Origin of the sequence: Haloterrigena sp. KLK7, assembly GCF_037914945.1 — an archaeon.
Lineage (GTDB): Archaea > Halobacteriota > Halobacteria > Halobacteriales > Natrialbaceae > Haloterrigena > Haloterrigena salinisoli.
The window spans coordinates 55906-70883 of sequence record NZ_CP149787.1 but is presented as its reverse complement, the minus strand read 5'-3'; the positions used below and the strand labels follow the sequence as shown (position 1 = coordinate 70883).

Here is a 14978-nt window from a genome sequence, read left to right as displayed (position 1 = left end):
GCCCTCGCCTCAAGCGCTTCAGGGATAGCATTGCCAATAGGTTAATTTGATAGAAAAGTAGACAATGAGTCGATGGAGCAGGACGACCTATCTGATATTCAAACCGAAGCACGGAGTCAAAATCTAGTTCGTGCTATTGAGCGGTTCATTCGGGTACTGAATGAACAGGCGGGGGAGAAGCACGCTGCGAAGGTTATTCTCGAGGGTGCGGTTCTCCAAGGTAGTGAACTTGAACAGAAGCCGGAACGATTTATCGAGGGTGCATTGTCGATCCAGTAATGCAGGTTCTCGGGTATGAGCCTCGATTCCAGCCAACCGGCTTCAATGGACTCGGTGGCCGTTATCCCGATTTCACCGCACTAAACCTCGATGTCACGAATTTCGGTGAAGTGAAAAAACCAGGTCGAATCGAGAACGCTCGAAAAGAGTCGTTCGAATACCTGCAGATGGCTACTGACCGACCGATTTGCGGTATTGCTACCGACGGTTTTGTTTGGATACTCCACACCGCGACTGATCCTGGGGAAGAGCCGACATACACGCATCACGTTGCTCTCCACGATCTTTTCGAGAAAATTCGACTTGAGCAGACACAGCCAAATGCCAACCGGCGATCTCGCACTCACCTTCGGGATCTCTCTCAAAAGTTTGTAAGTCAGTTCAATGCTAGCCACGTCGAAGAACTCGTTATTGATAACTAAGAACACGGGGCTAGGAAACGGTGTCTCAATGCAGTGATTACACGACTCTCATAGCCAACCGACCCTACCGCGCTCTCGTTTTGTGCTTCGGGACTGTAGCTTCCCCTGTAATGCTCGAGGAAGGTCTCGAGATCGTTCCATCCGCCCCAGTCACAGACGTACAACTCGAGTCAGCGACGAGAACTGTGGCTGTGATAGCTGGCACCGACACCGACGTCGCTCCGATTGAGATTCCGCTCAGCAATGACTTTTATCCCGATCCCGCCCGCTTCGAGATGGTATGGGAGCGACTGTCAACGGTACGGTCAGGGGAATGGGACACCGAGCGAATCCGGCGTTCGCCGTCGGCGCGGTCCTCGTCCCGATCGCGGCGCTCGTCTACGCCACCCAGTTCGGAACCCTCGAGCACCACACCTACGTCCACGTCATGGCGGGCGTCCTCTGGACGGGGATCGACCTGTTCATGGCGCTCGTGCTCGGGCCGGTTCTCGGGGGCCTCGAGACCTCGGAACGGGCGAGCGTCTTCGAGCGGTTTACCCCGAAGATGACGTTTCTGATGCCGACGCTCGCCGTCGTGACGATCTTCGGCGGGATCTCGCTCGCGATGCGGATGGGAATGTTCGATCCCGCTCACCCGTGGATCGCGGTGTTCTCGACGGCGTCGGTCCTTCCAGCGCTCCTTCTGATCGGCCACCAGTTCGACGCCCTTCGCGACCGCCGCTGGCTGGCCGTCCTCGGGGTCGCCGCAGTCGCCCACGTCGCGTACCTCGCCACGACGCTGCCCGACTTTGCACCGACGAGCCCATCGATCATGCTCGCGCTCGCGATCGTCACCGTCCTCACCGTGCTCGGTTTCGGCGTGCTCCTCCCCGGTGAGGCGCGGATCTACCTCGAGATGGTCTCGGCCAATCCCGATCCGGACGTGATCAGCTACTACGGGATGCGCAACGCGAAACTCAGCGCGGTCCAGGGCGGGTTCCAGCTGGCGATCATCGTCGTCATGGTCTACATGCGCTGGGGCTGGGTCTGAGCGGTCGATCCCGTCTTGGATCCGAGAGCCCTGGTTCCCGCCGCGTGTCTTCGATAGACGTCCGTCCTTCGTGAGACGGATCAGTCGGCCGCGACCCGATCGTCCGATGTAACCGAATAGAGTGACCACATCCAACGGGCCGGAGAAAATCGACCGCTAACTCGAGGCCGCGACACCGGAACCGTCCGCTGCCGACGGATCCGACTCGCTGATACGCACTCGCCTGATGCGCGTGTCGTCGACGCGCTCCACGGTCAGTTCGGCGCCGTCGTAGGCGAACGTCTCGCCGGGTTCGACCAGTCGGCCGGCGCGGTTGAAGACGAAGCCGGCGATCGTCTCGAACTCCTCGCCCTCCGGGAACTCGACGCCGGTGACGTCGTTGACGGCCTCGATGTTCACCTCGCCGTCGACCCTGACCGTCCGCTCGTCGACGGTCTCGATCGGGTCGTCCTCCTGGGTCTCGAGGATTTCGCCGACGACCGCCTCGACGATGTCCTCGGTGGTGACGATCCCCTCCGTCGTCCCGAACTCGTCGATGACGACGACCTGCTCGACGCGCTGTTGGCGCATCTCGCGGAACAGGTCGTCGACCTGCTTGCTCTCGGGGACGTGCAGCGTCTCCTCGACGTGGGCCTCGAGCGAGCCGTCATCGGTCGACTCGCGACCACCGACGAGGTCGCCGAGCTCGACGACGCCGACGACGGTGTCGAGATCGCCGTCGTACACCGGCAGGCGGGTGTGCCCGCTCTCGACGCACTTCGCGACGGCCTCGTCGACGGTCGCTTCTCGGCTGACTGCAGTCACGTCCAGCCGCGGCGTCATGACCTCCTTCGCGATGGTGTCGTTGAACCGGAACACGCGCTGGAGCATCTCGCGCTCGTCGGCCTCGATGACGCCTTCGCTCTCGCCGGTCCGGATCAGCTCCCGGATCTCGTCGCGGGTGACGTACGACTCCTCGACGGCCGTGCCGCCGGTCAGTCGGTTGACCACGCGGGTCAGCGCGTCGAACGTGACCACGAGCGGGAACAGTGCGAACTCCGAGAGTTTGAGCGGGCGGGCGACCGAAAGCGCCCACGATTCGGTGTTCTCGATGGCGTAGGACTTCGGCGCGCTCTCGCCGAACAGCAGGACGACGGCCGTCACGCCGAACGTCGCCGCCAGCATCGCCCGTCCCTGGCTCGTGTACATCGCGAACAGTCCCGTCGCGATCGAGGACATCGCGATGTTGACGAGGTTGTTGCCGACGAGGATCGTCACCAGCAGCCGGTGGGGGTCCTCCTTGAGCGCCCGCACGGTCTGGGCACCGGGCGCGCCGTCCTCGACCAGCGCCTCGATGCGGTGCTGGGCCAGCGAGAACATCGCGATCTCGGCCGACGAGAAGAACCCCGACAGGACCAGCAACACCAGCAGCGTCGCGACGCCGGCGGCGGCCACGAGGTTCGTCGACGGGTCGAAACCGACGATATCAGATGCGGCTGCCGGGCTGCCCACGTTTGCCAGCACCGTAGTCGCCTCGAGGCCGGACATACCGATCAGTCACCTACCGAATCGGTGTTCGCCGAGGACGGGAACTCGTCGTCCGGCGCGGCCGCCTCCGTCGCGGCCGGTCCGTCCTCGTCCTCAGGGAAGTAACACGCCGCCCGGTGGCTCTCGTCGCCGGTCTCGTCGATGGCCGGTTCGGCCTCCCGACACGACTCCCGGGCCTTCGGACACCGCGGGGCGAACGCGCAGCCGGAGGGGAGATCGACCGGGTCCGGCGGCTCGCCCTCGAGCAGGACGCGAGTCCGATCCGCGGTCGGATCCTTCTCGGGTGCGGCCGACAGCAGCGACGCGGTGTAGGGGTGTTTCGGTCGGGCCGCGATCCGGTCGACGTCGCCCTCCTCGATGATCCGTCCGAGGTACATGATCGCCAGTCGATCCGAGACCTGCACCAGGCTCGCGAGGTCGTGGGAGATGTAGACGATCCCGATGTCCTCGGCGTCGGCCAGCCCGCGCAGCAGGTTCAGCAGGTTGACCTTCAGCGAGACGTCGAGCATCGACGCCGGTTCGTCGCAGATCAGGAAGTCGGGGTCCAGCACGAGCGCCTTGGCGACCGCCACGCGCTGGCGCTGTCCACCGGAGAGCTCGTGGGGGTAGCTATCGAGGAACTTCTCGGCGGGGGTCAGCCCGACCTTCTCCAACGTCTCGACGATCGCCTGTTCCTTCTCGTCGGTGCGGTAGTCGTGGATCGTCAGCGGCTCGCCGACGAGCTTGCGGACGGTCTGGCGCGGGTTCAGCGAGTCGAAGGGGTCCTGGAAGATGATCTGGACCTTCCGCCGGAACTCCTGGAGGTTGCCGTCCTGGTAGTACTCGTAGGGCTCCCCGTCGAACGTCAGCTCGCCGCCGGTGGGATCCTCGAGCAGGGCCATCGTCTCGCCGAGCGTCGACTTCCCGCAGCCGGACTCGCCGGCGACGCCGAGCACCTCCGAGCGGCGGACCGACAGCGAGACGCCGTCGACCGCCTTCACGTGGTCGGGGTCCTCGCCGCGGAACTTGTCCAGCAGCGGCTGGCTCTGCTCGTAGTGTTTCTCCAGCTCGTCGGTCTCGAGGACGACCTCGCCGCGGTCGGAGTCGGCGTCGCCCTCGTCGGGGATGCCCCACGTCTCCGGCTCGACGGCGTCCCGTCGGAGCTGGGCCGCCTCCTTGACGCGGTGGCAGGCCGAGCGGTGGTTGCGGTTGGGGAGATCGACCAGGTCCGGATGCGACTCCCCGCACTCGTCCGTGGCGAACGGACACCGGTCCCGAAACACGCAGGCCGTCGGCTCTCGGTTCAGGTTCGGCGGCGAGCCGGGGATCGCGACGGGGTCTCCGTCCTCCTCGTCGATCTCGGGGAAGGAGTTCTTCAGCCCCATCGTGTAGGGGTTGGTGGGGTTGACGAGCACGTTGTCGACGCTGCCCTGCTCCATCACCTTCCCGCCGTAGAGGATCGAGAGTTCGTCGCAGGTCTCGGCGATGACGCCGATCTCGTGGGTGATCAACAGCAGGGAGCTGTCCATCCGCTCCTGGATCTCTAAGATCTTGTCGATGATCTTGTCCTGGACGATGACGTCCAGCCCGGTCGTCGGCTCGTCGGCGATGATGAGGTCGGGCTCGAGGGCCAGCGCCATCGCGATGGTCACCCGCTGGCGCATCCCGCCGGAGAACTCGTGTGGGTAGTCGTCGATCCGGTCTGGATCGAGGCCGACGATCTCGAAGAGTTCGCGGACGCGGTCGCGCGCCTTCGCATCCGAGACGTTGCGGTGGGTGTGGATCGCCTGCGCGATCTGGTCGCCGGTCGACATCACGGGATCGAGCGAGTCCATCGCGCTCTGGGGAATGTAGGCGATGTCCTCCCAGAGGACGTCTCGCCGTTCGGCCTCCGAGAGCGACGTGAGGTCCGTCCCGTTGAACTCGATCGTTCCGCCCTCGACGGTGCCGTTCCCCGGGAGCAGCCCCAGCAGCGCCTCCGCGACGGTGGACTTCCCGGAGCCGGACTCGCCGGCGAGGCCGTAGTTGACGCCCTCGTCGATACTGAACGAGACGTCGTTGACGGCGTGGACTGGTTCGTCGTCGGTCGCGTACGTGACTTTGAGGTTTTCGACGTTGAGTAGCGTCATTGGTCGGTCTGGATTTCGGGGTTGATGACTTCCTCGTAGGCTCGGCCGATGAGGAACACCGAGGTGGTTATCGCAGCGATACCGATAGCGGGCGGGAGCACCCACCACCACGCGACGCGCATGTTACCCGACGCGAACACCTGCCGGAGCATCCGGCCCCAGCTGGTCATCGTCGGGTCGCCGAAGCCGAGGAACGCCAGGCTCGCCTGCGCGGCGATCGCCCAGGCGACGCCGTAGGCGGTGTAGAGGAACCCGATCGGCAGGACGTTCGGCGCGACGTGGTACAGCATCGTCCGCAGGTCGCTCGCGCCGCTGGCTCGAGCGGACTTGACGAACGTCCGTTCACGGACCGAGAGCACCTCCGAGCGGACGACCCGCGCCGGCATCTTCCAGAGGAAGGCGGCGATGATCGCGGTGATCAGCCAGATGTTCGGCGTCATGAACGTCAGCAGCAGCAACGCCATGGGCATGAACGGCAGCGAGAACGTCAGGTCGGTCAGCCGCATCAGGAGCTCGTCGACCCAGCCGCCGTAGTAGCCGCTGACGACGCCGACGGTGAAGCCGAGCGCGCCCGTGCCCAGGCCGCCGAACAGGCCGACGATGAGCGTCGGCCGCGCGCCGGCGAGGAACTGGCTCAGCACGTCCTTCCCGTACGCAGTCGTCCCGAAGAACGCGTCCGCGCTCGGGGCGGCGAGCCGGAGCACGGAGCCGCCGTCGCCGCGGACGGTGTGTTCGATCGGGTCGTGAGGGGCCAGGAACGGCCCGAACAGCCCGAGGAAGACGAACGCCCCGACGACGAGCATGCCGCCGAAGGCCAGCGGGTCCCCCCGCAGGAACGCGAACTGGTCGCGGACGGTCGTCCACAGCGAGTCGATGCGCTCGTACAGCTCCGCCTTGGGTTTCGTTTCGGTGCTCATGCGGATCCACCTCCGTTCGTCGAGACGGTCGGATCGAAGTACGCGTAGAGGACGTCGGCGGCGAGGTTCGCGATGATGACCGCCAGCGCCATGATGAAGACGGCGGCCTGAACCAGCGGGTAGTCCTGTTGCTGGATGGCCAACACGAGCTCGCGGCCGATACCGGGCCAGCTGAAGACGACCTCGAGCAGGATCAGGCCCTGGAAGATCATGCCCAGCCGCAGCGTGAAGTAGGTCAGGATGGGCAGCATCGAGTTGCGGCCAGCGCGGGCCAGCTGCTCCATCTCCGAGAGCCCCTTCGCCCGGTGGAGCTTGAGGAACTCCGAGCCCCGCTTCTCGACGACGCCGTTGCGGGCGAGCAACAGGAAGTCGCCGCTGTAGTAGAGGACGGCGACGGTGAACGGGAGGATGTAGTGATGGAGGAAGTCCAGCGAGGCGAACGTCTCGATGTACCCGTCCGGCGTCGCTCGGATCGACCGCATCCCGAGCGCGGGCACGATCTCGAGGTTGTAGGCGAAGACGATGATGAAGAAGATCGCCGTGATGAAGACGGGCGTCGAGCGCAGCAGCGTCGTCGAGACGATGCTGAACTTCTCGAGGCGGCTCCCTCGGTTCCAGCCGGCGTACATGCCCAGCACCGAACTCAGGATCGCCGTCGTCACCAGCGCGGGTACCAGCAGGATCAGCGAGTTGATCAGCCGCGGCTCGAGGACGTCCCAGACCGGCTGGCTCCGCAGGATCGAGTAGCCGAACTGGAAGGTCAGCAGGCTCCCGAGGTAGTTGACGTACTGGGCCCAGATCGACTGATCGAGGCCGTACATCGCCCGGATCTCGTCGATCTGTTCCTGGTTTAAGTTCCCCGAGGTCACGAGCGCCTCGAAGGGACTCCCCGGCAGGAGCCGCAGGACGACGAAGATGACCGAGACCGCGATCAGCGTCAGCAGGACGGAGATCGCGAGCCGCTTGAGCAGGAACCGCTGGAACTTGCTCATCGGCTCTCACCCGCGGTATCGCGCTCGGTCGCCGGCCGCTTCGTCGCACCGACGTCGCCGCGCTCGAGGGACGTGCCATCGGCTCGAGCGGCGGCGCGGTCGGGGTGTCGGTTCGCCTCGAATCGGTTCCGCTCCCGCGGGGTTCGCGGGAAACGGGCTGTGGTGTGATGCATTGGGTACTGGTTGTTCATGAGAAGTCGGGTTGACCGAGTTCCTCGCGGCGTTTGTGAGTGTTCTCGGGCTGGATTCGTTCGACGAACGCGCTCCACGCCTCGCCGTTGGGGAAGCGCAGATTGTCGTCGTCGTCCCAGGTGTAGCCCGCTCGCTCGAGGACGTTCTTGGCTTCCTCGACGTCGTAGCTGTAGTCGGTCGTATCGGGGTTGTGCCACTGGGTGAGCGACGAGATCGGGTTCTCGCCGGCCGGCACCGTCGCCTGACCCTGAAGGAAGTCCTCGACGAACCCCTTCGAGTCGACCGCCTTCGCCAGCGCGATGCGGAACTCCTTGTCCCGGATCGGCGGACAGGAGAACATGAGCTTCGTGTCCAGCGGCGCGTAGCTCCCGGTCGACATTTTCTCGATTCCGTCCGCGTTGGCCGCGCGGTCGGCCTGCAGGTCCGAGAGGTTCGTCCCGATGGCGTCGATCGACCCGCTCTGGAGCGAGCCGATCAGCGCGTCGACGTTGCTCACGTTGATCCAGATGACGCTCTCGACGCCGGGGCCGCGCTCGGCCTGGTCGCCGAGGGCGTCGGCCCGCCAGTCGTCGTCGAACATCCAGTGGCCGTCGTTGCGCGTGGCCTCGAACCGGGTCCCCTGCTCCCAGTTCTCGAACTGGAAGGGGCCGGTTCCGACGGGCGCATCCGGATTGTGCTGGGACGGGTTGTCGACGTCCTCCCACCGATGTTTCGGGAGTATGACGCTCCGGACGAGCCGCTGGGTCATGAACGACGCGTCGGGGTTCGACAGGTTGAACCGCACCTCGTGATCCCCGAGGACCTCGACCGACTCGATCGGCTCGTAGAACGGCACCTGACTCGTCGATGCGTATTCGTCGTACAGTTCGACGGTGAACTTCACGTCCTCGGCGGTGAACGCCTCGCCATCGTGCCACTCGACGCCCTCGCGGAGCTCGAGTTCGACGGTCGTGTCGTCGACGAACCCGCCGCCGGTCGCGAGCGCGGGCACCACGTCGAGGTCGGGCGTCGCGTCGAACAGGCCGTCGTAGATGAACGTGAGTCGCTTGGCCTCCGCGCCGCCGGCGGCCCACGGCAGGTTCAGCGAGTTCATCGACGTGGTGACGCCCTTGACGTAGGTTCGGCTGTCCGTCTCGGGCTGGAGGTTGACCTCGGTCCAGACGAACGAGTCCATCGTCGGGCCGTTCCCCGGCGTCTCCACGTAGCCGGTCCACCGCTCCGTGTTCACCGCCGTGATGATGTTCGGGAAGAGCGTGATGAGCCCCCCGACGTCCTCGGCGAAGAGCTCCTGTGCCCGGTCGACGAGTTCCTCGCGTTCGGCGCGATCGGTCGTCTGGGCCTGCTCGGTGAGCACCTCCTGGAGCTCCGGGTGGTAGTAGTTGTCGTAGTTCGAGAGTGAGCCCTCGGTCCGGCGCATCAACAGCGGATTGGGATCGAGTCCCCGCTGCGGGTCGGGCCCGTGCGTGCTCATCGAGACGACCGCCTCGAGCCCGTTTGCCGTCCAGCTCTGGGCGTACAGCTGATTCAGCGGTCGGTCGTTGAGCCTGACGGCGATTCCCAGGTCCTCGAGGCCGCGTTTGACCATCAACGCGTGTTCGCGCATCCAGGGGTCGTCCTCGCTCGAGAACTCGACGGGGAACCGATCGAGTACCGCACCGGCCGTCGCGCTGTAGTCCAACGGCGGTGAGTCGGCGTCGACGGTCTCCCAGTCCCGCCAGTACTGCGTGTCGACGGTCTCCGGAACGCCGTCCGGGACGTCCGGCTCGAGGCTGGTGCCGCGGCTGCCGCTACAGCCCGCGAGCACGCTCGTCCCGAGCGCCGCGGCGGCCGCGGCGACGTAGCCGCGTCGTGTGAGTCGGTCACTTCCCCCAGCGACCGATCTGTCATGATTTTCTTGGGTCGTCATCCACCCCCACGTTACGGGCTAACTAGGTTCTGTTTACTCCCTATCGGCCTCGATAGCTATCATTCTTTAAGTCGGGTCGGCTATATTAGCCCGATGTGATGAATGGATACCACTCGAGGTGATCTCACTCTCGCGGCCCGTAGATGAGTTCGAGCAACGTTCGCTCGGCGGTCCGAAGTCGCTCGCTCACCGTCGACTGCGCGATCTCGAGTTCGTCGGCGAGTTCGGTCGCCGACGACTCGCGAGGGATGTCGAAGTAGCCGTGCTCGTAGGCGGTCTCGAGGACCGCCAACTGCTCGTCGGTGAGTTTCGAGACGAGAACCTCCGTTAATCTCCCGCTATCGAGCGGTTCGCCGGGGTCCTCGTTCTGGGTGACCGACAGCAGTTCGAACTCGCCGAGGGTCTCCTGGACCTCGTCGGCCATCGAGCGGAACTGGTCCCAGTCGCGCGTCGTCACCACGACCTCGAAGTCGCCGTTCTGGAGGACGATGCGGTTCGGAATCGCCTCCTGGCGCAGGACGAGACTCAGGATGAACGGATACGATTCGGTGGCCAGGATCGTGAGCCGACGGATCGTGAGGTCTTCCGACGCGGTCGGGATTTCGCTGCTGTAGAACAGCGACGCGCCGGAGATCTCCTCGATGACGGTTTCCGGGTCGAACTCCGAGTTCGACGCGACGGTCAGAGACTCGATCCACGTCCCGTCTTCGACGTAGAAGGCGTTGTCGAGCTCGATACTCCGGACGTCGTCCATCTCTCGCTGCAGCTTTGCCATCACACCAGTCGGCACCGTCGTGAACTCGACGCGTAGAATTGGCGACCCTCCCTACAGGGAAGAGTCCGGCCCGTTCATATATACCTCACGCTTATCGCGATCGGTTGTCAGCCCACTAACGGCCAGTAGACGAGCCACGAAACGGCAGCGACGCCCACCGCGAGCAGCATCGTCACGAGGCCGAACGAGGCGACGTCGCGGTGCGACAGCGGCCCGCGATCCATCGACACCAGCACTGCCGTCGTGTTGAACGGAAGGACCGTCGTCGAGCCGACGACCAGCAGGACGGTCAGCGCCAGATACAGCCGGTTGACGTCGAAAACGGCCGCGAGCTCGAGAACGATCGGGAGCGCCACGACGATCGCCGCCGAACCGGTCGAGAACAGGATTCGAATCCCGACGGCGAGGCCGATCAACACCGCGACGAGCTGCCAGTGGGCGAGCGCCGCGAACGGGATCCACCGCGTGAGGGCGTCGACGACCGCGACGATCGCGCCGGTCGCCTCCAGCACCTCGAGGATCGATAACATCGCGCCGATGAGGAAGATGATTCCCCAGTTCACCGCCGTGATATCGTCGGCCGTGATGATGTTGACGGACGGAAGCGAGAGGACGACGACCGCGGCGACCGCCGGGAGGACCGTCGGCACTCCCGCGAACGAGCCGACGATCCAGCCCGCGATGGCGCCGAGGAGGACGAGCCCGACGAGGCGTTGGTCCCGAGTCAGCGCGGGCGGTCCGTCGCCGTCCGTCTCCGGTCGCGTCCCCTCCCCGTCCGTCTCCAGTTTCGGTCTGTCACCGTCGGTCTCGGATTCAGTCCCCTCCCCGTCCGCTTCCAGTCGCGTCCCGGCGTTCGCGCCGAGCGTCGACTCTCCGTCGACCGCCGCGAACAGGCCCGCACAGAGGGTCGCCGCCGCGTACAGACCGATCGTCGGCGGGAGCATCAACACGGCCCAGTCGACCCAGGTTATCGGCCGCACCGAGGTCGCGACGATCTCGGAGGTGACCAGCGCCATTCCGCCGCCGGTCATCAGCGCCATCGACGCGATCGGGTTGACGTGACCGAGGACGAGAAACGCCCCGGTTTCGAAGCCGTCGTCGGCCGATCCGAACGCGGCCGCGAGTCGCTTCACGATCGGGATGAACGTTACCGCGCGGGCCATCGCCGACGGCATCACCAGCGCCAGCGCGAGGACGCTCCCGGCGACCGAGTGCAACGCGCGCCGCGGCGTGCTGTCCGCCGTCAGCAGTCGGCGCGCCAACCGTCGATCGAGACCGACGCTCGTCGTGGCGTCGCCGAGCAGCAACAGGAGGAGCAGAAAGAACACGAGCGTCGACGTAAAGCCCGTCGCCGCCGCGCTGAACGAATCGACCGTCCCGAGCGCGAACAGTAACGTGACGCTGAGGACGCTCGAGACGACGTACGGAACCGGCCGCGTCAGCCACAGGACGAGCGCGGACGCGAAGACCGCCAGCGCGCGTTGCCCCGCGACGGTCAACGCCGCCGGCGGGGGACGCACCGTCCCGACCGCGAGGATGAGAACGGCCGCGAGCAGCCCCATGGATTGCCGCGATCGGAGCGCCGTTCGCACCGTCGCTCCCGCGCCGTCCCGGTCTCCCATTACCGCCATCGTCGTCGTTCCCCGTGAAGAATCTGGTGACACTGCGCTCGAGAACGCACTCGGGACGGCGCTGTCGATGGAAACGAGTACTTACCGCGTCGAGACGGGAAGACGGGGCTCGAGCACCTCGAACGAGCCGGCGGCGTTCCGGCTCGCGAACAGCAACTCTCCGTTACTCCTCGTCTCGAGCCTTCTCGGCTTCCGCACGCGCCTCCTCGATCTTTCGGTCCAGTTTCTTCGTCACGGTGTACGCGAACTCGTCGGGCATCTGGCCGTAGTTGATGTCGACGGTCAGCATGGCGTCGCAGTCGTCGACGATCTCGGGAGCCCACTTCCCCTGGGCGAGTTTCGATTCGTCGGTCACCACGGCCTCGCCGTCCTCGACGTCGATGAAGGCCGTCACCGTGTTCCAGATGTCGGGGTTGCTCGTGGTCGACTCGTCGAACAGCCCCTCGAGCCGCGAGTCCCGGAGCTGTTCGGTCGCGACCTCCTCGCGGAGCCCCTCGAGAGCGTCGGCCAGCGCCTCGTACTCCGCCGCCGGTCGCTCGGAATCGTCGAGGATCATCGCCCCCACCTCGCGTGGTCGTGTGGATGCATCTGAGCTAGCGTTGTGACTGGACCACCAAGTTTTCCACGCTACGCGGCTCGCCGCCGGTATCGGTCGCCGTCGCCCGGCATCGCCGGGCACGCTACCAGCGGCCGGCTCGCTCCGCATCCCAGCGTCGGTCGCCGTCGCTACTCGGTCCCGGGATCGGGCGGCGACTCTCCCTCGGAGTCGTCGGCGACTTCGAAGGTCGTTGCGCCACAGGAACACCCCTCTTGCCCGATAACGCGAACGGTTCCGTCGGGCCACTGTCGGGCCGCGTAGACGGAGCCACACTCTTCACAGACTGCCATAACCCGCGTTACATCGTCCTTATGAGCCATCCCCGAGACGACAGAACGCGGATTACATGAAAGAACCTTACTACTTGGAAAGTCACAACGGAATATAAGTACTCCTCTCGGAATTCGACGGGGATTGTCAAATGAGTTCGCCCACTATTCGTTTCAAAGAAATCTTCGTGTGAGAAAGTGGGTGACGATATTTCGACCCCGTCGGATCCGCATACCGATTACCGAGATCGTGTCGCCGTCCAGTGATTTTCTCCTACCGTCGGTGTCGTCGCAATCGCAGGCCAACTAGTTACGTTTCGGCACGGTATCGTATCATTGTCAGTATCGAACACCGATACTATCGTCTCGGAGACACAATCAGGAACGTCGTACGGTGTGCCGGAACTGCAATCTATTGGATTTAGTGACAACCTATTTATTAGCGGTCCGCTGGACGGGCCGTACGTGACGATGATCGACCAGTGGTGGGGATCCACGCGGGTGGCGTACCGGAAATCGGCTATCGCAGCGTCGCGGTTCGGTTCACGCCGGCGGAACGCACGGCGACGGCAGTCCCTCGCACGCGACGCGTCCCGTTACGAACCGATCGACGCCTCGAGTTCCGAGCGGCGATCGAACCGTCGGGGTCGCGCCGTCCGACGATCATCGGCCGTCGCCGCGAGGGTCGGTGGGCAAGTGCGCGCGCGTTCACAGCGGGGCTCCGGCGATGGATAACCGCCGGTCGCGGCCCCACTGGGAGTCGACGCCCCGCCGAACGGAGGACGAGATCATCGTGGACGTCGTGCAGGCGCTGGCCACCGCGGATCGGCTCGATCTGGACGAGGTCGAGTACACGCTCTACGAGCACATCAACCCGGCCGTCCTGACGGAACTCGCCGCGCACGACGGCGGGTGCTGGGAGTTCACGTTCGAAATCGCCGACCACGAGGTGACGCTCACCAGCGACGGGCGGCTCTTCGTCGACGGCGTTCTCTGTCGGGACGATCTGGCGCTCCAGCGGCCCTCGTCGCCGCCCGCGTACGGCTAAGCGTCCAATCGCCCGATACCAGCCGATCGCGCCGGGAGCGGTCGATCGGTTCGACGTCCCCACGCGGTCACAGCAACAGCGAGACGACCGCGAGGACGACGAACACCAGCACGAGCCACTTCGCGATGGCCATTGACATTCCGGCGACGCCGCCCGCGCCGAACGCACCGGCGATGATCGCGATCACGAAGAACAGCAGTGCGAGTTCTAACATGTCTCTAGAGACGGCTGTCCGAGGGATATGGATTCGGCCTTCGTACGCCGTCCGCGCCGGGGTAGCGCCGTCGCGGCGAGCCCTCCTGTCGACCGCCGCAACCGTCCGGTCGACTCGAATTACAGGCGGATCCGACTCGACTCGAGCGCTCTGAGCCACGGGAAAAGCGATTCCAGTGTCCCGGCGCCGCGCACGGCCGACGCTCGAGTCCGGTGCAGACGTCCCGTTGGAAAATCAGTCGTCGAGAACGCTACTACCGTCGACTTCGGCCCCGTCGAAACCGTCCCGGCGTCCCGAACGTATCCGCGTCGATCCGTTACTCGTTGAGGTGGGAGCGATACCCCTTCGGCTCGAACCCGCGCCGGCAGACGACCCGTTTGCGACCGACGGTGATCGCGCTGACTTGCCCCTCGTCCTCCATGCGGTCGATGACATCCTCGAGGCGCTCCTCCGACCAGCCGGTCTCCTGGCGGACGGTCGATCGATCGACGCGGCCGCCGCGTTTGACGAGCAGTCTGAGAATTTTGTCCTCGTCGGGGAGGTCGTGTTCGTCGACCCCGTACTCGAGCTCTTCGGCGTAGCTCAGTGTTTCGTCCTCGCTGTCGTCCGGTTCCTCGCCCGTCGTCTCGCCGTCTTCCGTCTCGCCTGTCGAGTCGCTCGACCAGAGCGACGAAAGACGGGTCCAGAGTGCATTGAATACCATCCGTTGATCACCCTCCGTGGTCGTTAGTTGTGTGCGTTGGATACCGATCTACCTTGGTTTTGTGTTTCATTTGGCACCTATCTCTGTAGCTGCTAATTATGGGCTGACTATCGTAACGCCTCGGTCGGCGAATAGCACGGGCCTTGCGACCCGCAAGTCGGTTATTGCCACACCGAGCAGACGCGCTCTCACCGGGACGCGGCGTCACAGCGGACCACGCGCGCAGTGGCCGATTTTGGCACGCTCGAGGGTTCCAGTCGCCGTTCGGTGACCGATTCCGACCCTCGCCATGGCTGACCGTTCACCACCCCGATACAAATCAGTTCGGTAGCGGCCGGTACCGGCGCCGTTCCCCTCGAGGTGACGG

At 65.0% G+C, this 14978-nt stretch carries 16 protein-coding genes; 4 read left to right on the top strand and 12 right to left on the bottom strand.

All coding sequences use genetic code 11. The annotated features are described in order from the left end of the window. Nucleotides 1-72: 72 nt before the first annotated feature. The 3 genes from WD430_RS00370 (at nucleotide 73) to WD430_RS00360 (ending at nucleotide 1731) form a co-directional block, all read left to right on the top strand. Nucleotides 73-279 (top strand): hypothetical protein, encoded by a 207-nt coding sequence (locus WD430_RS00370; RefSeq protein WP_339104054.1) that lies wholly within the window; start codon nucleotides 73-75, stop codon nucleotides 277-279. Beyond that, nucleotides 279-701 (top strand): hypothetical protein, encoded by a 423-nt coding sequence (locus WD430_RS00365; RefSeq protein WP_339104053.1) that lies wholly within the window; start codon nucleotides 279-281, stop codon nucleotides 699-701. Before WD430_RS00370 ends, WD430_RS00365 begins: the two co-directional genes overlap by 1 nt. Nucleotides 702-1014: 313 nt before the next feature. Next, on the top strand, nucleotides 1015-1731 hold the full coding sequence (locus tag WD430_RS00360; RefSeq protein ID WP_345786463.1) for a hypothetical protein: 717 nt from the start codon (nucleotides 1015-1017) through the stop codon (nucleotides 1729-1731). Between the two features lie 156 nt (nucleotides 1732-1887). Here the strand turns inward: WD430_RS00360 and WD430_RS00355 are convergent, their stop codons facing one another. The 10 genes from WD430_RS00355 to WD430_RS00310 form a co-directional block, all read right to left on the bottom strand. After that, the gene (locus tag WD430_RS00355; RefSeq protein WP_339104051.1) at nucleotides 1888-3258 is read right to left on the bottom strand and encodes a hemolysin family protein; all 1371 of its coding nucleotides are present in this window, start codon (nucleotides 3256-3258) and stop codon (nucleotides 1888-1890) included. A gap of 5 nt (nucleotides 3259-3263) precedes the next feature. After that, nucleotides 3264-5366, bottom strand: a complete 2103-nt coding sequence (locus WD430_RS00350) for an ABC transporter ATP-binding protein (protein ID WP_339104050.1) — start codon at nucleotides 5364-5366, stop codon at nucleotides 3264-3266. After that, nucleotides 5363-6283: an ABC transporter permease gene (locus WD430_RS00345; protein ID WP_339104049.1), complete on the bottom strand. Its 921-nt coding sequence runs from the start codon at nucleotides 6281-6283 to the stop codon at nucleotides 5363-5365. Before WD430_RS00345 ends, WD430_RS00350 begins: the two co-directional genes overlap by 4 nt. Then, nucleotides 6280-7275: an ABC transporter permease gene (locus WD430_RS00340; protein WP_339104048.1), complete on the bottom strand. Its 996-nt coding sequence runs from the start codon at nucleotides 7273-7275 to the stop codon at nucleotides 6280-6282. Before WD430_RS00340 ends, WD430_RS00345 begins: the two co-directional genes overlap by 4 nt. Beyond that, nucleotides 7272-7448, bottom strand: coding sequence for a hypothetical protein (locus WD430_RS00335; protein ID WP_339104047.1), 177 nt, complete (start codon nucleotides 7446-7448; stop codon nucleotides 7272-7274). Before WD430_RS00335 ends, WD430_RS00340 begins: the two co-directional genes overlap by 4 nt. A gap of 14 nt (nucleotides 7449-7462) precedes the next feature. Beyond that, entirely contained in the window at nucleotides 7463-9373 is a 1911-nt protein-coding gene (locus tag WD430_RS00330; RefSeq protein WP_339104046.1) for an ABC transporter substrate-binding protein, read from the bottom strand. A 124-nt stretch (nucleotides 9374-9497) separates the two neighbouring features. Further along, nucleotides 9498-10148 (bottom strand): helix-turn-helix domain-containing protein, encoded by a 651-nt coding sequence (locus tag WD430_RS00325; RefSeq protein WP_339104045.1) that lies wholly within the window; start codon nucleotides 10146-10148, stop codon nucleotides 9498-9500. 107 nt (nucleotides 10149-10255) lie between these two features. Continuing rightward, nucleotides 10256-11770 (bottom strand): SLC13 family permease, encoded by a 1515-nt coding sequence (locus WD430_RS00320; protein WP_339104044.1) that lies wholly within the window; start codon nucleotides 11768-11770, stop codon nucleotides 10256-10258. Nucleotides 11771-11942: 172 nt separating this feature from the next. Further along, nucleotides 11943-12335: a hypothetical protein gene (locus WD430_RS00315; protein WP_339104043.1), complete on the bottom strand. Its 393-nt coding sequence runs from the start codon at nucleotides 12333-12335 to the stop codon at nucleotides 11943-11945. Between the two features lie 170 nt (nucleotides 12336-12505). After that, complete coding sequence (locus WD430_RS00310) at nucleotides 12506-12667, bottom strand: hypothetical protein (protein ID WP_339104042.1); 162 nt, start codon at nucleotides 12665-12667, stop codon at nucleotides 12506-12508. Nucleotides 12668-13373: 706 nt separating this feature from the next. Here WD430_RS00310 and WD430_RS00305 point away from each other — a divergent pair. Beyond that, the gene (locus WD430_RS00305) at nucleotides 13374-13694 is read left to right on the top strand and encodes a HalOD1 output domain-containing protein (RefSeq protein WP_339104041.1); all 321 of its coding nucleotides are present in this window, start codon (nucleotides 13374-13376) and stop codon (nucleotides 13692-13694) included. 67 nt (nucleotides 13695-13761) lie between these two features. On the opposite strand, the gene WD430_RS00300 is transcribed toward WD430_RS00305, so the two are convergent. Together WD430_RS00300 and WD430_RS00295 are read right to left on the bottom strand one after the other, a co-directional pair. Then, on the bottom strand, nucleotides 13762-13908 hold the full coding sequence (locus WD430_RS00300; RefSeq protein WP_339104040.1) for a DUF1328 family protein: 147 nt from the start codon (nucleotides 13906-13908) through the stop codon (nucleotides 13762-13764). 316 nt (nucleotides 13909-14224) lie between these two features. Continuing rightward, entirely contained in the window at nucleotides 14225-14611 is a 387-nt protein-coding gene (locus WD430_RS00295) for a hypothetical protein (RefSeq protein WP_339104039.1), read from the bottom strand. Between the last annotated feature and the right edge of the window lie 367 nt (nucleotides 14612-14978).

Excerpts from the sequence above, each read along its gene's own strand:
- WD430_RS00370 (WP_339104054.1), top strand. The coding sequence starts at position 73 with ATGGAGCAGGACGACCTATCTGATATTCAAACCGAAGCACGGAGTCAA.
- WD430_RS00365 (WP_339104053.1), top strand. The coding sequence starts at position 279 with ATGCAGGTTCTCGGGTATGAGCCTCGATTCCAGCCAACCGGCTTCAAT.
- WD430_RS00360 (WP_345786463.1), top strand. The coding sequence starts at position 1,015 with ATGGGACACCGAGCGAATCCGGCGTTCGCCGTCGGCGCGGTCCTCGTC.
- WD430_RS00355 (WP_339104051.1), bottom strand. The coding sequence starts at position 3,258 with ATGTCCGGCCTCGAGGCGACTACGGTGCTGGCAAACGTGGGCAGCCCG.
- WD430_RS00350 (WP_339104050.1), bottom strand. The coding sequence starts at position 5,366 with ATGACGCTACTCAACGTCGAAAACCTCAAAGTCACGTACGCGACCGAC.
- WD430_RS00345 (WP_339104049.1), bottom strand. The coding sequence starts at position 6,283 with ATGAGCACCGAAACGAAACCCAAGGCGGAGCTGTACGAGCGCATCGAC.
- WD430_RS00340 (WP_339104048.1), bottom strand. The coding sequence starts at position 7,275 with ATGAGCAAGTTCCAGCGGTTCCTGCTCAAGCGGCTCGCGATCTCCGTC.
- WD430_RS00335 (WP_339104047.1), bottom strand. The coding sequence starts at position 7,448 with ATGCATCACACCACAGCCCGTTTCCCGCGAACCCCGCGGGAGCGGAAC.
- WD430_RS00330 (WP_339104046.1), bottom strand. The coding sequence starts at position 9,373 with ATGACGACCCAAGAAAATCATGACAGATCGGTCGCTGGGGGAAGTGAC.
- WD430_RS00325 (WP_339104045.1), bottom strand. The coding sequence starts at position 10,148 with ATGGCAAAGCTGCAGCGAGAGATGGACGACGTCCGGAGTATCGAGCTC.
- WD430_RS00320 (WP_339104044.1), bottom strand. The coding sequence starts at position 11,770 with ATGGGAGACCGGGACGGCGCGGGAGCGACGGTGCGAACGGCGCTCCGA.
- WD430_RS00315 (WP_339104043.1), bottom strand. The coding sequence starts at position 12,335 with ATGATCCTCGACGATTCCGAGCGACCGGCGGCGGAGTACGAGGCGCTG.
- WD430_RS00310 (WP_339104042.1), bottom strand. The coding sequence starts at position 12,667 with ATGGCAGTCTGTGAAGAGTGTGGCTCCGTCTACGCGGCCCGACAGTGG.
- WD430_RS00305 (WP_339104041.1), top strand. The coding sequence starts at position 13,374 with ATGGATAACCGCCGGTCGCGGCCCCACTGGGAGTCGACGCCCCGCCGA.
- WD430_RS00300 (WP_339104040.1), bottom strand. The coding sequence starts at position 13,908 with ATGTTAGAACTCGCACTGCTGTTCTTCGTGATCGCGATCATCGCCGGT.
- WD430_RS00295 (WP_339104039.1), bottom strand. The coding sequence starts at position 14,611 with ATGGTATTCAATGCACTCTGGACCCGTCTTTCGTCGCTCTGGTCGAGC.